General features: G+C 68.2%; 16 protein-coding genes and 1 pseudogene. 7 read left to right on the plus strand and 10 right to left on the minus strand.

From position 1 onward, the window contains the following. Positions 1 to 57 precede the first annotated feature (57 nt). The 4 genes from tatA (at position 58) to lnt (ending at position 5,224) form a co-directional block, all read left to right on the plus strand. Positions 58 to 327, plus strand: coding sequence for a Sec-independent protein translocase subunit TatA (gene tatA / locus EAO79_RS14330; protein WP_124769381.1), 270 nt, complete (start codon positions 58 to 60; stop codon positions 325 to 327). A gap of 138 nt (positions 328 to 465) precedes the next feature. Next, entirely contained in the window at positions 466 to 1,227 is a 762-nt protein-coding gene (gene tatC / locus EAO79_RS14335; RefSeq protein ID WP_071260381.1) for a twin-arginine translocase subunit TatC, read from the plus strand. Continuing rightward, entirely contained in the window at positions 1,224 to 3,644 is a 2,421-nt protein-coding gene (locus EAO79_RS14340; RefSeq protein WP_079705988.1) for an RNA helicase, read from the plus strand. The genes tatC and EAO79_RS14340 overlap by 4 nt, the downstream gene beginning before the upstream one ends. Then, positions 3,641 to 5,224, plus strand: a complete 1,584-nt coding sequence (lnt, locus tag EAO79_RS14345) for an apolipoprotein N-acyltransferase (RefSeq protein WP_241160892.1) — start codon at positions 3,641 to 3,643, stop codon at positions 5,222 to 5,224. The genes EAO79_RS14340 and lnt overlap by 4 nt, the downstream gene beginning before the upstream one ends. Positions 5,225 to 5,284: 60 nt before the next feature. Here lnt and EAO79_RS14350 read toward each other — a convergent pair whose 3' ends face one another. From EAO79_RS14350 to EAO79_RS14365, 4 genes are all read right to left on the minus strand, one after another. Then, positions 5,285 to 5,647 (minus strand): RNA polymerase-binding protein RbpA, encoded by a 363-nt coding sequence (locus EAO79_RS14350; RefSeq protein WP_064296965.1) that lies wholly within the window; start codon positions 5,645 to 5,647, stop codon positions 5,285 to 5,287. 127 nt (positions 5,648 to 5,774) lie between these two features. Then, positions 5,775 to 6,554 (minus strand): glycerophosphodiester phosphodiesterase family protein, encoded by a 780-nt coding sequence (locus EAO79_RS14355; protein ID WP_124769382.1) that lies wholly within the window; start codon positions 6,552 to 6,554, stop codon positions 5,775 to 5,777. 7 nt (positions 6,555 to 6,561) lie between these two features. Next, positions 6,562 to 7,581, minus strand: coding sequence for an SPFH domain-containing protein (locus EAO79_RS14360; RefSeq protein ID WP_124769383.1), 1,020 nt, complete (start codon positions 7,579 to 7,581; stop codon positions 6,562 to 6,564). 2 nt (positions 7,582 to 7,583) lie between these two features. Beyond that, positions 7,584 to 8,075 (minus strand): NfeD family protein, encoded by a 492-nt coding sequence (locus EAO79_RS14365; RefSeq protein WP_124769384.1) that lies wholly within the window; start codon positions 8,073 to 8,075, stop codon positions 7,584 to 7,586. A gap of 194 nt (positions 8,076 to 8,269) precedes the next feature. On the opposite strand from EAO79_RS14365, the gene EAO79_RS14370 reads away from it, so the two are divergent. Then, positions 8,270 to 9,034 carry an SDR family oxidoreductase gene (locus tag EAO79_RS14370; RefSeq protein ID WP_079705991.1) on the plus strand — a complete coding sequence of 255 codons (765 nt, stop codon included), beginning with the start codon at positions 8,270 to 8,272 and terminating at the stop codon, positions 9,032 to 9,034. A 73-nt stretch (positions 9,035 to 9,107) separates the two neighbouring features. On the opposite strand, the gene EAO79_RS14375 is transcribed toward EAO79_RS14370, so the two are convergent. Further along, positions 9,108 to 9,701 carry an HdeD family acid-resistance protein gene (locus tag EAO79_RS14375; protein WP_164486949.1) on the minus strand — a complete coding sequence of 198 codons (594 nt, stop codon included), beginning with the start codon at positions 9,699 to 9,701 and terminating at the stop codon, positions 9,108 to 9,110. A gap of 142 nt (positions 9,702 to 9,843) precedes the next feature. Between EAO79_RS14375 and EAO79_RS14380 the strand changes: the two are divergent. Next, positions 9,844 to 12,115, plus strand: a pseudogene (locus EAO79_RS14380) (ATP-binding cassette domain-containing protein). 111 nt (positions 12,116 to 12,226) lie between these two features. On the opposite strand, the gene EAO79_RS14385 reads toward EAO79_RS14380, so the two are convergent. The 4 genes from EAO79_RS14385 to EAO79_RS14400 all read right to left on the minus strand — a co-directional run bounded on the left by EAO79_RS14385 (position 12,227) and on the right by EAO79_RS14400 (position 15,956). Continuing rightward, positions 12,227 to 12,931, minus strand: coding sequence for a response regulator transcription factor (locus EAO79_RS14385; RefSeq protein ID WP_256386802.1), 705 nt, complete (start codon positions 12,929 to 12,931; stop codon positions 12,227 to 12,229). After that, positions 12,928 to 14,139 carry a sensor histidine kinase gene (locus tag EAO79_RS14390; protein WP_124769386.1) on the minus strand — a complete coding sequence of 404 codons (1,212 nt, stop codon included), beginning with the start codon at positions 14,137 to 14,139 and terminating at the stop codon, positions 12,928 to 12,930. Before EAO79_RS14390 ends, EAO79_RS14385 begins: the two co-directional genes overlap by 4 nt. Before the next feature lie 63 nt (positions 14,140 to 14,202). Further along, on the minus strand, positions 14,203 to 15,024 hold the full coding sequence (locus EAO79_RS14395) for an ABC transporter permease (RefSeq protein WP_079705993.1): 822 nt from the start codon (positions 15,022 to 15,024) through the stop codon (positions 14,203 to 14,205). Positions 15,025 to 15,053: 29 nt separating this feature from the next. Continuing rightward, entirely contained in the window at positions 15,054 to 15,956 is a 903-nt protein-coding gene (locus EAO79_RS14400; protein WP_124769387.1) for an ATP-binding cassette domain-containing protein, read from the minus strand. A 264-nt stretch (positions 15,957 to 16,220) separates the two neighbouring features. Between EAO79_RS14400 and EAO79_RS14405 the strand changes: the two genes are divergently transcribed. After that, the gene (locus tag EAO79_RS14405; protein WP_124769388.1) at positions 16,221 to 16,799 is read left to right on the plus strand and encodes a TetR/AcrR family transcriptional regulator; all 579 of its coding nucleotides are present in this window, start codon (positions 16,221 to 16,223) and stop codon (positions 16,797 to 16,799) included. A gap of 21 nt (positions 16,800 to 16,820) precedes the next feature. On the opposite strand, the gene EAO79_RS14410 is transcribed toward EAO79_RS14405, so the two are convergent. Next, positions 16,821 to 17,045 carry a hypothetical protein gene (locus EAO79_RS14410; RefSeq protein ID WP_124769389.1) on the minus strand — a complete coding sequence of 75 codons (225 nt, stop codon included), beginning with the start codon at positions 17,043 to 17,045 and terminating at the stop codon, positions 16,821 to 16,823. Positions 17,046 to 17,078: the final 33 nt, after the last annotated feature.

A 17,078-nucleotide genomic window follows, 5' to 3' on the forward strand; every position in this document is an offset into this window, starting at 1 on the left:
CGGGAGATGCAGGGTAGAGTGAGTGGACCTCGACCTCGAAGATCAGGAACGAAGACTATGTTCGGCAACGCATTCACCGGGTGGCACCTCGTCATCATCCTCCTCATCGTCCTGCTGCTGTTCGGAGCACCGAAGCTCCCGGGTCTCGCCCGCAGCGTCGGCCAGTCGATGCGGATCTTCAAGAGCGAGGTCAAGAGCATGCGCGACGACGAGCCCGCCTCGCCCGACGCGACGGGCACGGTTCCGCCCGCGAGTACGACGCCCGCCGACCCGACTCCGGCCACGACGGCCCCGCAGAAGCCGACCGACCCGCCGGTCAAGCCGTAACCCTGAGGACCACCCGAGCCCGATGACGCCAGCACCTGGCCCCCGACGAGTGCGCCTCGAACACGCTGCTCAGGAACGGACGATGTCGCCGTGGCCCTGACCGAGAAGCGTCCCAAGAAACAGAACCGCGAAGGGCGTATGTCGCTCGGCGAGCACCTCGTCGAGTTGCGGAAGCGGCTGTTCTACTCCGCCATCGGCATCATCGTCGGCATGGTCGCGGGTTTCATCGCCTCCGAGTGGATCATCGAGGCGATGAGCGCCCCCATCCTCGTCATCGCCGACGATCGCGGGCAGGCGTTCCTGAACTTCACCAACGTCACGAGCGCGTTCGACCTGCGGATGAAGATCGCCCTCACCGCCGGCGTCGTCCTGTCCAGCCCGGTGTGGCTCTACCAGATCTGGGCGTTCCTCGTGCCCGGCCTGACGCGCAAGGAGCTGAAGTACGCGATCGGGTTCTTCGCGACCGCGGTGCCGTTGTTCCTGGCGGGCTGCTACGCGGGCTGGTTCGTGTTGCCGCACATCGTCGAGCTCATGCTCGGCTTCACCCCGACGGCGGCGGCCAACTTCCTCGACGCCACCACCTATTACGACTTCGTCCTGAAGCTGGTGCTCGCGGTCGGTGTCGCCTTCGTCCTGCCCGTGTTCCTCGTCCTGTTGAACTTCGTCGGCGTGCTCTCCGCGGCGGCGATCATCAAGGCGTGGCGGGTCGCGATCCTCGTCATCGTGCTCTTCACGGCCATCGCCACGCCCGCCGCCGACATCGTGTCGATGTTCGTCCTGGCGATCCCGATGGTCCTGTTGTACTTCGCGGCCTACGGCGTCGCCGTCCTCCACGACCGCAGTGCGGCCAAGCGGCAGCGACGCATAGACGCCGAACTCGGTAGCGCGGGGCTCGCATGAGCGACACCGCTTCCCCTGCCGAGCGGTATCGGGCAGCAGCGGTCCGGAACGCGACACCGAGGCTCCAGGAGTTCCGCGCGAGGCAGCGTTTCGACCTCGACGCGTTCCAACTCGAGGCGTGCGAGCGGATCGAGAACGGCAGCAGTGTCCTCGTGGCAGCACCGACGGGTGCCGGCAAGACCATCGTCGCCGAGTTCGCGATCGCGCTGGCCATGCACGGCGACCGCGGCAAGGTCTTCTACACCACGCCGATGAAGGCGCTCAGCAACCAGAAGTTCCAGGAGCTCACCGCCGAGTACGGGTCCGAGCACGTCGGCCTGCTCACGGGCGACACGAACGTGAACGGCAACGCCCGCATCGTCGTGATGACGACCGAGGTCCTCCGCAACATGCTGTACGCGGACTCCGACGCGCTGACCGACCTCGCCTTCGTCATCATGGACGAGGTGCACTACCTGGCGGACCGGTTCCGCGGAGCGGTGTGGGAGGAGGTCATCATCCACCTCCCGCAGGCCGTCCGGATGGTGTCGCTGAGCGCGACCGTGTCGAATGCCGAAGAGTTCGGTGACTGGCTGCAGGCCGTCCGCGGCGACACCGCCGTGATCGTGTCCGAGGAGCGACCGGTGCCCCTCACCCAGCACGTGCTGATGCGCAACAAACTCATCGACCTGTTCGCCGCGCCGAGCCTCGCCGACACCCATCAGGTCAACCCGGAGCTCGTCCGCATGGCGCAGTTCGGTGGCCGTGCGCCGAACAGCCGTCAATACAAGGACGTCAGCCGCTACAACCAGCGCCGAGCCCCGCATCGGGCCGAGAAGCTCGACCGTGGGCATTTCGTCCAGATGCTCGACGACCACCACCTGCTCCCTGCGATCTTCTTCGTCTTCAGCCGTGTCGGGTGCGACCAGGCCGTCAAGCAGGTCCTCCGTTCCGGCATCAGGCTGACCGAGGCGCACGAACGCGACGAGATCCGCCAGATCGTCGACGAGCACTGCCGGACCCTGCTCGACGAGGACCTCGCCGTCCTCGGCTACTGGGAGTGGCTCGACGGTCTGGAGCGGGGCGTCGCCGCCCACCACGCCGGTCTCCTCCCGGCGTTCAAGGAGGTCGTCGAGGAGCTCTTCCGGCGGAAGCTCGTGAAGGTCGTCTTCGCGACCGAGACCCTCGCGCTCGGCATCAACATGCCGGCCAGGACGGTCGTCCTCGAGAAGCTCGAGAAGTTCAACGGTGAGGCACGCGTCCCGATCACCCCGGGGGAGTACACCCAGATCACCGGGCGTGCCGGACGCCGCGGCATCGACGTCGAGGGCCACGCCGTGATCCAGTGGACCGAGGGGCTGCACCCGCAATCCGTCGCCTCGCTGGCCTCCCGACGCACCTACCCGCTCAACTCCAGCTTCCGCCCGACCTACAACATGGCGGTCAACCTGATCGACCAGTTCGGCCGTCAACGCACCCGTCAGATCCTCGAGTCGTCCTTCGCACAGTTCCAGGCGGACCGAGCCGTCGTCGGGATCGCCCGGAAGGTGCGCGAGCAGGAGTCGTCGCTCGCCGGCTACGAGAAGTCCATGGCCTGCCACCTCGGGAACTTCGTCGAGTACGCGGGCATTCGCCGTGAGCTCACGGACCTCGAACGCAAGGGCGAACCGAACGGCTCGCGCGCGTCGAAGGACCGTCGCCAACGCAAGCTCGCCGAACTCCGCAAGCGGATGCGGGCTCATGCCTGCCACGTCTGCCCGCACCGCGAGGACCACGCTCGCTGGGCGGAACGATGGTTCAAGCTCAAGAAGCAGACCGACCAGCTGCGGCAGCAGATCCAGACGCGGACGGGCGCGGTCGCGCGCGTGTTCGACCGGGTCGTCGACGTCCTGCTCGAGTACGAGTACCTGGCACGCGACGAGCACGGCGCGGTCGTCGTCGCGGCTCCCGGACGCACCTTGAAGCGCATCTACGGAGAACGGGACCTCCTCGTGGCGGAATGCCTGCGAACCGGTGCCTGGAACGACCTCGATGCCGCATCCCTCGCGGCGATGGCCGCCGCGATCGTGTACGAACCACGGCGTGAGGAGCAGAACACCCCGGAGCGTTTCCTGCCCCGCGGCCCGTTCCGCTCCGCGCTCGAACGGACGCAGGACCTCTGGAGCCGGCTCGACGACAGCGAACGGGAGCACCGCCTCCCGGGGAGCAACCCGATCTCGACCGGTCTCTCCCTCGCGATGCACCAGTGGGCCAAGGGTGCGAACCTCGACACGGTGCTCATCGAGGCGGAACTCGCCGCCGGCGACTTCGTGCGGTGGTGCAAGCAGACCATCGACCTGCTCGATCAGCTCCGCGTCGTCGACGGACCGGTGGGTCGTCATTCGCGTGAGGCGCTTGACTCGATCCGACGCGGCATCGTCGCGTACAGCTCGCTGTGAGGTCCCTGCACCGTCGGAGCGACCGGCTCCGACCGATCGACGCGCTGATCGACCGTCGTCCGCCGCTCCCGCTCTGGCTCGCGGCCGTCGTGGCCATCGCCGCCGGCCCGGTCCTCGACGCCGGCTTCCCGGACCGCGGGGTCTGGCCCCTGACGTTCGTCGGCATCGCCCTCGTCCTCCTCACCCTCATGGGGCGCAGCGTCGGCGGTGCGCTCCTCGTCGGCTTCCTGGCGGGGGAGTCGTTCTACCTCATCCACATCGAGTGGGCGACCGCCTATCTGGGTCCCGTCCCGTGGGCGGCACTGTCGACGCTGGAGGCCATCTTCTTCGCGCTCGGAGCCGTGCTCATCACCCTGGCGTACCGCTGGGTGCCGCGCGCCTTCCCCGGGATCGGGGGGCGGGTCTGGTTGACCGCCGCGGTCGTCGCCGCCCTGTGGACCGCGCGCGAGACGCTCGTGAGCACCTGGCCCTACGGCGGATTCCCGTGGGCGAGGATGGCGCTCAGCCAGTCCGAGAGCCCGTTCGCACCACTCGTGGCCTGGGTCGGGTTCTCGGGGCTGTCGTTCCTCATGGTGCTGCTCGTGGCACTCGCCCTCCAGCTCGCGGCGACCGCCGAGCTCCCGACGGTCAGCCGGGTCGGGACCGCGGTCCTCGCGGTCATCGCGGTGCTCGTCGTGCCGGCATGGCCGACGGCGACGACCGGGAGCATGCGGGTGGCTGCCATCCAGGGCAACGGCCCCGCCGGCTACTTCGACGCCGCAGCACCCGGCACCGTCATGCAGACCCAGATCGACGAGACGCTGCAGGTGCTCGACGCGGACGTCGACGTCGTGGTCTGGCCCGAGGGCAGCGCAGACCTCGACCCGCAGCGGGTTCCTCAATCGGCTGCGGCCCTCGACGCGTTGAGCCGTCGCATGGACGCACCGTTCGTCGTCGGTGCGATCTCCCAACGCGGCGACCGCTACTACAACTCGTCACTCCTCTGGGACGCCTCGGATGGCGTCCGCGACGTCTACGACAAGAAGCACCCGGTCCCGTTCGGTGAATACGTCCCGGACCGGAAGTTCTGGGAGCCGTTCGCACCCGACCTCATCGGCCTCATCCAGCGCGAGTACACCCCGGGCACGAAGGACAACGTCTTCGACATCGACGGCGTGCTCGCAGGGATCAGCATCTGCTTCGACATCGCCGACGACCAGCTCACCCGCGACGCGGTGGCGGGCGGCGCGCGGATCGTGTTCGCCCAGACCAACAACGCGGACTTCGGGCAGACGGACGAGAACCAGCAACAGCTGGCGATCGCACGGCTCCGGGCGATCGAATCGGCTCGGTCCGTGGTGAACATCTCCACGGTGGGGACCAGCCAGATCATCGGGCCCGACGGCTCGACGATCGACAGCATCCCGGCCTTCCGCCCCGGCTCGATGGTCTCCGAGGTGCCGCTGACGGACACGGTCACGCCGTCGATGGCCTTCGGTCACCAGCTCGAGATGTTCATCGGTGGCATGGGACTCGCCTCGCTGGTCCTCGCCGGTTTCGCCGGCAGGCCCCGGCGCGTCCCGAACCGGCCCCGGACATGACGATCGGCTGATCCGGTACCGGATCAGCCGATCGAGGGGAGGCCTGTCAGGGGCTCGGTGTCACGCGCTCTTCTGCTGGCCGCGACGGGCCCGGAGATACGAGAGGCGCTCTTCGAGCAGCTCCTCGAGCTCATCGCGCGAGCGGCGCTCGAGCAGCATGTCCCAGTGGCTGCGGGGCGTCTTCACATCACCGCGGTCGACGACGACGGGCTTCGAGTCGACGAGGAGGACGGCCTCCGCACCGCAGTGCCGGCACTCCCACAGTTCGGGGACTTCCGCATCGGCGGCGAAGGTCATGGTGGTCTCGCGCTCGCAACTCTGACACCGGTAGATGTGGTTGCTCCGCGCCGAGAATATGACGCCCTCTTCCGTTTGTAGACTCTGGGCGCCCAGGCGCATTCCGCGCAAACTGCGATCTGCCATTGTGTGGTCTCCTCTCGCTCGGCATCCACAGTTATAAACCCACAAGCTGGGTAAACTGTTCCGTTCACCCATCTGGCTATCAGCTCATGCCCAGCTGCAGCCACGCCGGATGCGGAGAGCTGAGCCGTCAGCGCGAGCGGACCACGTCGAGCGCGAGATCACAGCGGTCGGTGACGAGGCCGTCGACACCGAGATCCAGCAGTCGTCGCATGTCGTCGGGGTCGTTGACCGTCCACACGTGCACTTCCACACCGAGCGCGTGCATCTGTGCGAGGAGGCGCTTCGTCACGACGGGCACGCCGCGGAACCGTTCGGGCACCTGGAGCGCCTGGACACCGTCGAGCGACCGACGGAGTGCTCCGCGGAGACCGAGGGTGGCCGCGGGGAGGACGCGGAGCAGGATCCGGGCCGACGCGGATGAGGCCACGGAGCCGGCACCGGCCTCCAGCCCCACGGCCCGCACGATCGCGGAACGTCTGCCCTCGTCGAAGGAGGTGACGAGCACCCGATCGGCGGCACCGGCGCCGACGATCGCCGCAGCCGCCGGCGCAGCCGCGACCGCCGCCTTGATGTCGAGGTTGAAGCGTGCCCCGGGGAACTCGGCCAGTGCCTCCGACAACGTCGGGATGCGATCGCCGCCGAGGTCGATCCGCTGGAGTTCCGCGAGTTCGAGGTCGGCGATCGGTCTCGGATCGCCGGTGATGCGGCGCAGGGACGGGTCATGGAAGAGGACGGCATGTCCGTCGCGCGTGCAGTGCGCATCGGTCTCGACGTACTCGGCGCCGGCCGCCAGTGCATGGCGGAAGGACGACAGCGTGTTCTCGGGGACTCCCGGCCCGGCCAGCCCTCGATGGGCGAGGACCCGAGGGCGGGCCGGACGGAAGTAGGGGAGGACCGCTGTCGTCACCGCGTACTCAGCCCTCGGGCTGGACGGGGGTCGTCGGCGCCGGCGGCGTCTGGGGTGACGCGGCCGGCGCTGTGGTGAAGGAGGGCGTCTGCGCAGCTGCGGCCGCCGCCCGTGCCGTGGCCGCAGGGTCGCGGGTGTTGCCCGGCCCGAAGGCGGAGCCGATGCCCTTGAGCGCCTCGGTCAGTTCGCTCGGGATGACCCAGAGCTTGTTCGCCTGGCCTTCCGCGAGCTTCGGGAGCATCTGCAGGTACTGGTAGCCCAGGAGCTTCTCGTCGGGGTCGCCGTCGTGGATGGCCTTGAACACCGTCTGGATGGCGGACGCCTCACCCTGAGCACGGAGCACGGCTGCCTGGGCATCACCCTCGGCGCGGAGGATCTCAGCCTGCCGCGCACCCTCGGCCGTCAGGATCGCCGACTGCTTGGTTCCCTCAGCGGTGAGGATGAGGGCTCGACGGTCGCGCTCGGCCCGCATCTGCTTCTCCATGGAGTCCTGGATGGAGAGCGGCGGGTCGATCGCCTTGAGCTCGACGCGTCCGACGCGGATACCCCATTTACCGGTCGCCTCGTCGAGCACGATGCGGAGCTTGCTGTTGATCTCGTCGCGGCTCGTCAGCGCCTCCTCGAGGTTCAGCCCGCCGACGACGTTTCGGAGCGTCGTCGTGGTCAGCTGCTCGACGGCTCCCAGGTAGTTCGCGATCTCGTACGTCGCGGCTCGGGCGTCGGTCACCTGGAAGTAGACGACCGTGTCGATCGAGACGACGAGGTTGTCCTCGGTGATCACCGGCTGCGGCGGGAAGGAGACGACGGTCTCGCGCAGATCGATGAGCGGCCGCAACCGGTCGATGAACGGGATGAGCAGGTTCAGACCCGGCAAGAGGGTCTTGTGGTACTTGCCGAGCCGCTCGACCACACCGGCGCTCGCCTGCGGGATGATGCGGATGGATCGGAACAGCACCACCAGCACGAAGATGACGACGATGGCCGCGATCACCCAGCCGATGATCGCTCCTGATGAGATGTCGTTCACGACTACTCCTTCTGCTCGCCCAGCGGTGCCGGGTGGGTTGGGACGGGGACGACGACGGCGGTGGCACCGTCGACGACGGACAGGACGATGCGCGTGCCGGGCTCGAGGGACGACGCGGGGGAGTCGTGCGGGGTCCTGGCGGTCCAGACCTCGCCGTTGCCGAGCTTCACCTGGCCACCGTGCGGGGTCACCGTCGAGAGCACGAGCCCCGGCATGCCGAGGAGCGCGTCGACGTTGCTCTTCGCCGGGTCCGCTCCGCGTTGCAGCGCTCGGAGCAGCGGCGGCCTGACGGCCAACAGGAGCAGGAGGGCGGCAGCGGCTGCGATGAGCAGCTGGAGCCACCACGGAGCGCCGAGGAGGCCGGAGAGCAGCCCGACGGTGCCGCCGAGCGCGAGCATGAGGAAGGTGAACTCGAGCGACAGGATCTCGATGATGACGAACACGAGGATCAGGACCAACCAAGCGATCCAGGCGTAATCGGTGATGACGTCCATGGTGCGGATTCCTCCCGGATCGGCTCTCGCGTCTGCCGCCTCGCGGTCCGGGGGAGCGCGAGACGGTGCGCCGGTCGGGTTCAACGCTATCAGCTGGGTGGACCGCCGAACCGGATCCGTCTGCCGGTTGTTGGTAAGGTCGTTGGCTGGAACCAGCCGCCGATGAGCGGCCCCAGATCTGAAGGAGCCCTCACGTGACGAACCCCCTGGCCGCCGGATCACTCTCCGGGAAGAACGTCCTCGTGACGGGCTCGTCCCGCGGCATCGGTGCCGACACCATCCGGTACTTCGCCGGTGCCGGCGCCAACGTCGTGATCAACTACCGGAACAAGGAGGCTCGCGCCGTCAAGCTCGCCGACGAAGTGCGAGCCCTCGGTGTGCAGGCCCTGGTGGTCGGAGCCGACCTCACCGACCCCACCTCGGTCGCCGCCATGTTCGCGACGACGAAGGCCGAACTCGGCGACCTCGACGTCCTGGTGCTGAACGCCTCCGGAGGGATGGAGAGCGGCATGGCCGAGGACTACGCCATGCAGCTCAACCGGGACGCGCAGGTGAGCGTCGTCGAACACGCCCTCCCGCTGCTCCGCCCCGGCTCGCGGATCGTGTTCGTCACGAGCCACCAGGCGCACTTCATCCGGACCACGCCGACGATGCCCGAGTACGTCCCGGTCGCGACGTCCAAGCGGGCAGGCGAGGACGCGCTCCGCGCCAAGCAGGACCAGTTCGACGCGGCCGGTGTCGAGTTCGTGGTCGTCTCAGGCGACATGATCGAGGGGACCATCACCGCGACCCTCCTCGAACGCGCCAACCCCGGTGCGATCAGCTCCCGCAAGGAGTCGGCCGGTCGTCTCTACAACGTGGGCGAGTTCGCGGCCGAGGTCGCCTCGGCCGCCGTGGACCCGATCCCCGAGGACCACACCCGCTACGTGGGGGACACGAGCGACTTCATCGCCGAGTAATCGACGATCCTGACACGACGACGAACGCCCGGTCCTTCGAGGGACCGGGCGTTCGTCGTCCTGCCACCAGGTGTCAGCCGGCGAGACCGGCCCGCTTCACCTGCTTGCCGAAGGTGATCGCCTGGATGATCTCGACGACGCCGGCCGCGATGAGGAAGAACGCGGTGACGAGCAGGAGGGTCACGGCGGCGAGCAGCGGGTTCGCGAGGACGAACACGCCTGCGACGACGCTGATGACGCCGTAGAGGATCGTGATCCACCGCGACACGTCGGGTGCCGAGTCGAACAGCGAGGCCACGCCCTCGACGATCCAGGAGACACCGATCACGAAGACGAGCGCGCCGATGCCGAGCAGCGGATCGATGAAGATGTAGACGCCGGCGGCCAGCAGCAGCACACCGAACACGATCGTGAGGACCCGCCAGAGTCCGCCGTGCTCCCGAGCGACGACGCCACGCGTGATGCGGGCGATCCCGGCGACCAGGAAGTAGACGGCGAAGATCCACGCGACGGCGACCAGCGAGGCCTTCGGCGCGACCAGCAGGAAGACACCCAAGAGGATCGTGAGGATCCCACCGACGGCGAAGGCCCATCGGACACCGGAGATCTGGCTCGCGGTCAGCTTGGCGGAGTTCAGCGTGTAGGTGGTGGTGGATGATTCGGACATGGTCGGCTCCTGACGGTGGACAGTGCGGCGCTCCCGAGCAGACCGGGTGCGTTCCACCAGTGTGACGCATTCACACAGGTGTTTCACAGCATGACCTTTCATGTCGCGCGGGTCCAGTGCCGATCGAGGCGAGACGCCGACGATGACGACGGATACGCTGATCGCCATGAGCGAGACGCCGATGCACACCAGGGCCGCCGACAGCCACGACGTCATCCGGGTCAGGGGTGCCCGCGAGCACAATCTGCGCGACGTCGACGTCGACCTCCCGAAGCGCCGCCTCACCGTGTTCACCGGTGTGTCCGGCTCGGGGAAGAGCTCACTCGTCTTCGGGACGATCGCCGCCGAGTCGCAGCGGATGATCAACGAGACCTACAGCGCGTTCGTCCAGGGCTTCATGCCGTCGCAGGCGCGGCCCGACGTCGACGTGCTCGAGGGACTCACCACGGCGATCATCGTCGACCAGGAGCGGATGGGCGCGAACTCACGTTCGACGGTGGGCACGGCGACGGACGCGAACACCATGCTGCGCATCCTCTTCAGTCGTATCGGAGACCCGTCCATCGGGTCTCCGCAGGCCTTCTCCTTCAACGTCGCCTCGATCAGCGGCGCCGGAGCGGTGACCATCGAGCGCGGGGGACAGAGCACGAAGGAACGGCGGAGCTTCTCGATCACCGGCGGCATGTGCCCTCGGTGCGAGGGGATGGGGACCGTGAACGACATCGACCGTTCCCAGCTCTACGACGCCACGAAGTCGCTCAACCAGGGTGCACTCACGATCCCCGGCTACACACCCGACGGCTGGGGCGTGCGGATCTTCACCGGATCCGGATTCCTCGACGCGGACAAGCCCATCCAGGACTACACGGAGCGGGAGCTCCACGACTTCCTCCACAAGGAGCCGGTGAAGGTCAAGGTCGGCGACGTCAACATGACCTACGAGGGCCTGATCCCGAAGGTGCAGAAGTCCTTCCTCTCGAAGGACCGTGAGGCGATGCAGCCGCACATCCGCGCATTCGTCGACCGCGCCGTCACCTTCACCACGTGTCCGGCGTGTGAGGGGACCCGCCTGAGCGAGGGCGCACGGAGTTCGCGCATCGCCGGTCGGAACATCGCCGAACTGTGCGCGATGCAGATCAGCGACCTCGCGGCGTGGACCCGGGCGCTCGACGCACCGTCGGTGCGCCCACTCCTGACGGTCCTCCAGGAGACGCTGGACTCCTTCGTCGCCATCGGGCTGGGGTATCTGTCGCTCGACCGCACGACTGGCACCCTCTCTGGTGGGGAGGCGCAGCGGACGAAGATGATCCGCCATCTGGGGTCGTCGCTCACCGACGTGACCTATGTGTTCGACGAGCCGACCGTCGGACTGCACCCGCATGACATCCAGCGGGGGACAGGTGACGTTCCAGGGGAGTGTGGACGGCCTCCGGGCGAGCGACACGCTCACCGGACGCCACTTCGACGACCGCGCCGCGCTCAAGTCGGCGTTGCGTCGACCGACCGGTGTCATCGAGATCCGCGGCGCCGACCGGCACAACCTGCAGGGCGTCGACGTCGACGTGCCGCTCGGCGTCCTCGTGGTCGTCACGGGTGTCGCCGGCTCGGGCAAGAGCTCCCTCATCCACGGCTCGGTCGCCGGGCGTGCCGGTGTGGTGACGGTCGACCAGAGCCCGATCCGCGGCTCGCGTCGCAGCAACCCGGCGACGTACACGGGTCTGCTCGAGCCCATCCGCAAGGCGTTCGCAAAGGCCAACGGGGTCAAGCCGGCGCTGTTCAGCTCGAACTCGGCGGGCGCATGCCCGAACTGCAACGGCGCCGGGGTCGTCTTCACCGATCTCGGCGTCATGGCGAGCGTCTCGACCGTCTGCGAGGTGTGCGAGGGTCGCCGGTTCGATGCTTCCGTTCTGGAATATCAGTTGGGGGAGCGGGACATCAGCGAGGTGCTCGCGATGTCGGTGACGGAGGCCGAGGCCTTCTTCGCCGACGGGCCGGCCCGGACGCCAGCCGCGCACCTCATCCTGGCGCGACTCGCCGACGTCGGGCTCGGCTATCTCAGCCTCGGACAGCCGTTGACGACCCTGTCAGGAGGCGAACGACAGCGACTCAAACTGGCGACGCAGATGGCCGACTCGGGCGAGGTCTACATCCTGGACGAGCCGACGACGGGCCTGCACCTCGCCGACGTGGAGAACCTGCTCGGGCTCCTGGACCGGTTGGTGGACTCCGGCAAGTCGGTCATCGTCATCGAGCATCATCAGGCGGTCATGGCGCATGCGGACTGGATCATCGACCTCGGACCCGGCGCAGGTCACGACGGCGGACGTCTGGTGTTCACCGGGACGCCCGCAGCACTCGTCGCCGATCGCTCGACGCTGACCGGAGAACATCTCGCTCGGTACATCGGCTCCTGACGCGCCCCGGTCGTCGCCGCGATCCTCAGCTCGGTGATGCAGGCGGACGTGACCCGATCGGACCCCGCTCGCGGCGGGCTGGAAAGAGCTGATAATGCACATTATGTCAACTCAGTCGAATCTGACCCGCCCTACGGCGCGGGTTCGAAGCTCCTGTCCCAGGATCACCGCGTGGACCCGGTCGCGGAGGTGCAACTTGGCGAAGATCCGGTTGACGTGCGTCTTGACCGTGGACGGCGACAGGTGGAGTGCGTCGGAGATCTCACGATTCGACAGCCCGGCGACGATGCATCCGAACACGTCGAGCTCGCGCGGACTGAGCGGGTCCAGCGGGTGGGCTGTCCCACCTGCTCCCCCATGCTCGCGCGACCGTCCACCGGAGGCATAGTGCTCGATGAGTCGCTTCGTGATCCTGGGTTCGACGACGGCATCGCCGGCATGGATCGTCCGGACAGCCTCCTGCAACCGGTCTGGTGGGGTGCTCTTCAGCAGGAAGGCGCTGGCGCCGGCGTCGAGGCCTCCGAACGCGTACTCGTCGATGTCGAACGTGGTGAGGATGAGGACGCGTGTGGCCGGGTGGACCGTGGTGATGATCCTGGTCGCTTCGACGCCGCCCATGCCGGGCATCCGCACATCCATGAGGACGACGTCCGGTCGCAGTTCCCGTGCACGCCGAATCGCCTCCTCACCCGTCGCCGCCTCCCCCACGACCTCGATGTCGGGCGCGGAGTCCAGGGTCAGCGCGCTGCCCATCCGGACGAGTTCCTGGTCGTCCACCACCAGCACGCTGATGATCGAGGGACTGGTCGCGCTCACGTCGCTGCTCCTCGCTCGATGTGCAGCGTCGCGCTCGTCGACCAGCCCCCGCCCCCGCACGGCCCTGCTTCGCTCGTGCCACCGTACGCCGCGGCTCGAGCGGCGATACCCGGGAGCCCCTGCCCACTCCCCTGGCTCGGAGCTCGAGTTCGGTGGGTGTCGATGCGGCCGTCGTCGGTGACCCGCACCGCGACGGTGCCGGGCGCCACGTCGATGCCGACCTCGACTCGCGTGGGGTCGACGGCGTACCGCAACACGTTGGTGAGCGACTCCTGGACGATCCGGTAGACCGTCGTCACCAGAGCGGGCTGCTCCGGCATCGCCCCGCCGGAGCGGGTGAGCGTGACGGGCATGCCGGTGCTGCGGAAGACCTCGACGACCTCCTCCACGTCGGAGACGTTGTGTCCCGACCGGTGCAGGCGCTGATCCAGCACCGCATCCCCCTCTCGGAGTACCTGCAGGACGCGGTTCATCTCGCCCAGCGCGCTGCGCCCGACGCCACCCAGCTGCGCGAGCGCTCGGGCCGACCGCTCGGGGTGCCGTTCCCAGCCGCTGGACGCCCCGTCCGCGAGGGAGATCATCGTCGACAGCGAGTGGGCGACGACATCGTGCATCTCCGCGGCGATCCGCTGCCGCTCCACCACCCGCGCCGTGGTGAGTCGTTGGTTCACGAGTTGTGTGAGGGCCGCTCGTCGCTGCGTCACACCGCGGGCGGCGACACCTGCGGCAAGAGCGAGCAGCGCCAGCGGTTCCAGCAACGACGGGGCCCGGGACGAACCCGTCATGAGCAGACGGACGAGCAGTACCGCCGCAGGGAGTCCCACGAGGACCGCATAGCCCGACAGCGCGGTTCTGGTGGGCAGCATGGCGGCTACCGTATACAGCGCGACGGCGGCGGGCAGCGTCACCGGTGCGACGGGGGCGGGCAGGAGCACACCCGCCGTGTTCGCGAGCGCGACGGCGACGAGGATCGCCCGCGGATACCGACGCCGCCACAACAGGAGCGCGCTCGAGAGGATCACCAACGGCAACCCCGGCCAGAGCGGTTGCGCACCCGGCAGGACCAGCCCGAGCGCCTGGACCAGGAGACAGGTCACAGCGACCAGTGCGTCGACCACACGCTGGTGGGCGCTGAACCAGCGCAGCACGCGTGTGCCGAGGACACGGTCGACCTCCGCGGCGTCCATGACCGGCTGGATCGCACTCATACCCTTGCCACCTCCACGCTGAGCTCGGCTCCCATTCTCCCTCGCGCCCCTCGTGAGCACCGTTCAGGCGTCGCGGCGCAAGAACGTGATCGCTGCGACGACGAACGACGCCAGCGTCCAGATCAGCAGAACGGCATACCCGGTCCACGGTCCCATCGGGTCCGTACCAGTCGGGGCGAGGAGCAGGGAGCCGGCCTGGATCGGGAAGAAGCGGGTGATCTCCGTGCCGTATTCGGAGAACATCTGCGGGATCACCGGCACGATGAGGAGGAGCACGATCGTCGCGAGCACCGCGGCGACGACGTTGCGGATGATGGTGCCGAGTGCGATTCCGAGGATGCTGAGGGCCGCCAGGTAGAGCCCGGATCCGAGCACCAACCGCGCCAGCTCGGGTGTCTCCAGCACATAGCCGTATCCGCCCCCGGCCAGGATGATGGGCGCGAGGGCGAACCCGACGGCTGAGCTGACGACACCGATGAGGAACGAGACACCCGCGATGATCGAGGCCTTCGCGACGAGCACCGCCGTCCGCCGCGGAACCGCGAGCAGTGTCGTGCCGATCTGCGCGGACCGGTACTCGTTCGTGATCATCAGGACGGCGAGCACCGCGAGGACGATCCCGACGTAACCGGTCTTGTCGACGATCATCTCGGGGTAGGCGTCGTAGTTCGCCTTCGGTGACCCGCGGTCGCGGAAGACGTACGCCCAGGGCATCGCGATCCCGTTCGCGGTCAGCAGCAGGAACGCGAATCCTGCGAGGACGTGGTTCGAGGCGAGTCCACGGAACTTGATCCATTCGGAGACGATCGTGCCGGCGAGGCTGACCTCGCCTGCGGGGAAGCGCCGCACGACGGGTGCCGTGGCCATGTCGGTGGTGGTGCTCATGAGGATGGTCCTTTCGAGGGGGCGCGACGTCAGGCGGAGACGAATTCCTGCGCGTCGCGGGTGAGTCGGTTGTAGGCCTCTTCGAGGGTCTGGCGCAGGGGCGTCAGCTCGGTGATCAGCACTCCCGCCTCGTTTGCGGCACGGGCGATCTGCTCCGCGGAGAGGCCCTCCACGTCCAGTACGCCCGGCTCGCTCGACGCGACGGTCGCCCCCGCTGAGGTGATCCGGCGAGTGAGTGCAGGCGCATCGAGGGTGCGAACGCGGACACGACCGTCCCCCTGCTCGGTGAGCGAACCGATGGGTGCGTCCGCGATGATCTCGCCGCGACCGATGATGATCACGTGGTCCGCGATGAGCGCGAGCTCGTTCAGGAGGTGCGAGGACAGGAACACCGTCCGCCCCTCGGCCGCCAGCCGGGCCAGGAGCTCCCGGACCCAGGTCACGCCCTCGGGGTCCAGGCCGTTGACCGGCTCGTCGAGGATGAGCGTGCCCGGATCGCCCAGCAGTGCCGCGGCGATCCCCAAGCGCTGACCCATCCCGAGGGAGAACCCGCCGACCTTCTTCCTGGCGACCGCGCTGAGACCCGTCGCCTCGAGCACCTCGTCGACGCGCGAGCGCGGGATGCGGTGCGTCGCCGCAATCGCGGTGAGGTGGTTCAGCGCCGACCGCGAGCGGTGCGCCGCCCTCGCGTCCAGCAGAGCACCGACCTCGCGCAGCGGCGCGGCCAACGCCCGGTACTCAGAGCCGTCGATACGTGCACGACCAGCGGTGGGACGGTCGAGCCCGACGATCGAACGCATCGTCGTGGACTTGCCGGCGCCGTTCGGCCCCAGGAACCCGGTGACCTTGCCCGATTGGACACTGAAACTCACATCGCGCACCGCGTACGTGCCTCGGTACGTCTTGGTCAGCCCCTCCACGTCGATCGTCATGGCGTCTTCCTCCTGCTCGTAGCGGTCACCTCGTGCCATGGACGCTACGGACGCGTGTGCGTCGGCGACTGCCAACCAGGGGTTGATCATCATCATCGGACCCAGCGGCGGCCTGACCGTCCAGCGTCCGACCGCGAGGCGAGCACCGCTGTGCGCTCCGAGCTGCGCGCCATGATCGCATCGGCGGGAAAGTCAGCTCTGACCAGGACCGAATTCATAGAGTGCGTGCTCTAGAGTAGGTGCACTAGGAATACGGGAGTAGTCATGCCGAGAATCGTCGACCCACAGCGGTTCACCGCGCGCCAGACCGCGATCCTTGCTGCGGCCTACCGCTGTTTCGCCACCGAGGGGTATGAGACCACGTCGACGGCTGATATCTGCCGAGCGGCGGACATCTCCTCGGGGACCCTGTTCCACTACTTCTCCACCAAGCTCGACATCCTGGTCACGCTGCTGCGCGTGAGCGCCGCCTGGACCGAGGAGCAACTGCACCTCGCCACGCGCGCCGGGCCTGGGCGCCCTGCGTTGACCACCTATCTGGGCGCACTCGACCGCCAACGGGCCGCCGACCAGACGGTCGGTTTCGCTCGCGCGGTCCAGGGCATGGCGCATCTTCACACCGTGGCGGCCGTCCTCGACGTCGAGCGGGACATGGTCGACCGCTTCCTCCTCGACCACATCACCGAGGCGGTTCGCACCAGCGCAGCCCGCTCCGACGCCACGCCGGAGCAGCTCGTCCGATGGGTGCGCTGGCTCGTCGACGGCAGCGCACTGCACGAGACGCCGGCGTCGAGCACAACGGGTGTCAGCGTCGCCGTCCGGTCGCTGCTCCTCCTCGGTTGACGGCGCAGACCACCGCGGTCGTCAGGCCGACGGAGCAGGTCGATCGGGGTCCTGGTCCCAGAGCGGCATCCCGAACTCATTGACCGGGATGGCGGACTGCGCCGGGTCCGGAAGCCGCTCCCCCGTCGGGCAGGTCATGAAGTGATCGTGCCCGGAGGAACGGTCGAAGGTGTGCTCGGCGAGCGGATGGCCACAGACCGTGCACTGGCGGTCTTCGGTGTCCGACGTCTTCGTCTGCTCGTTCATGCGGGTCATGCTACGCCGACCGTCGGCGTCGAC

The organism is Plantibacter sp. PA-3-X8, assembly GCF_003856975.1.
Classification (GTDB): Bacteria; Actinomycetota; Actinomycetes; order Actinomycetales; family Microbacteriaceae; genus Plantibacter; species Plantibacter auratus.

Bases quoted from the DNA above. Each gene is read 5' to 3' on its own strand.
- EAO79_RS14350 (WP_064296965.1), bottom strand. From the start codon at position 5,647: ATGGCAGATCGCAGTTTGCGCGGAATGCGCCTGGGCGCCCAGAGTCTA.
- EAO79_RS14340 (WP_079705988.1), top strand. From the start codon at position 1,224: ATGAGCGACACCGCTTCCCCTGCCGAGCGGTATCGGGCAGCAGCGGTC.
- EAO79_RS14390 (WP_124769386.1), bottom strand. From the start codon at position 14,139: ATGAGTGCGATCCAGCCGGTCATGGACGCCGCGGAGGTCGACCGTGTC.
- tatA (WP_124769381.1), top strand. From the start codon at position 58: ATGTTCGGCAACGCATTCACCGGGTGGCACCTCGTCATCATCCTCCTC.
- EAO79_RS14365 (WP_124769384.1), bottom strand. From the start codon at position 8,075: ATGGACGTCATCACCGATTACGCCTGGATCGCTTGGTTGGTCCTGATC.
- tatC (WP_071260381.1), top strand. From the start codon at position 466: ATGTCGCTCGGCGAGCACCTCGTCGAGTTGCGGAAGCGGCTGTTCTAC.
- EAO79_RS14410 (WP_124769389.1), bottom strand. From the start codon at position 17,045: ATGAACGAGCAGACGAAGACGTCGGACACCGAAGACCGCCAGTGCACG.
- EAO79_RS14400 (WP_124769387.1), bottom strand. From the start codon at position 15,956: ATGACGATCGACGTGGAGGGGCTGACCAAGACGTACCGAGGCACGTAC.
- EAO79_RS14395 (WP_079705993.1), bottom strand. From the start codon at position 15,024: ATGAGCACCACCACCGACATGGCCACGGCACCCGTCGTGCGGCGCTTC.
- EAO79_RS14405 (WP_124769388.1), top strand. From the start codon at position 16,221: ATGCCGAGAATCGTCGACCCACAGCGGTTCACCGCGCGCCAGACCGCG.
- EAO79_RS14375 (WP_164486949.1), bottom strand. From the start codon at position 9,701: ATGTCCGAATCATCCACCACCACCTACACGCTGAACTCCGCCAAGCTG.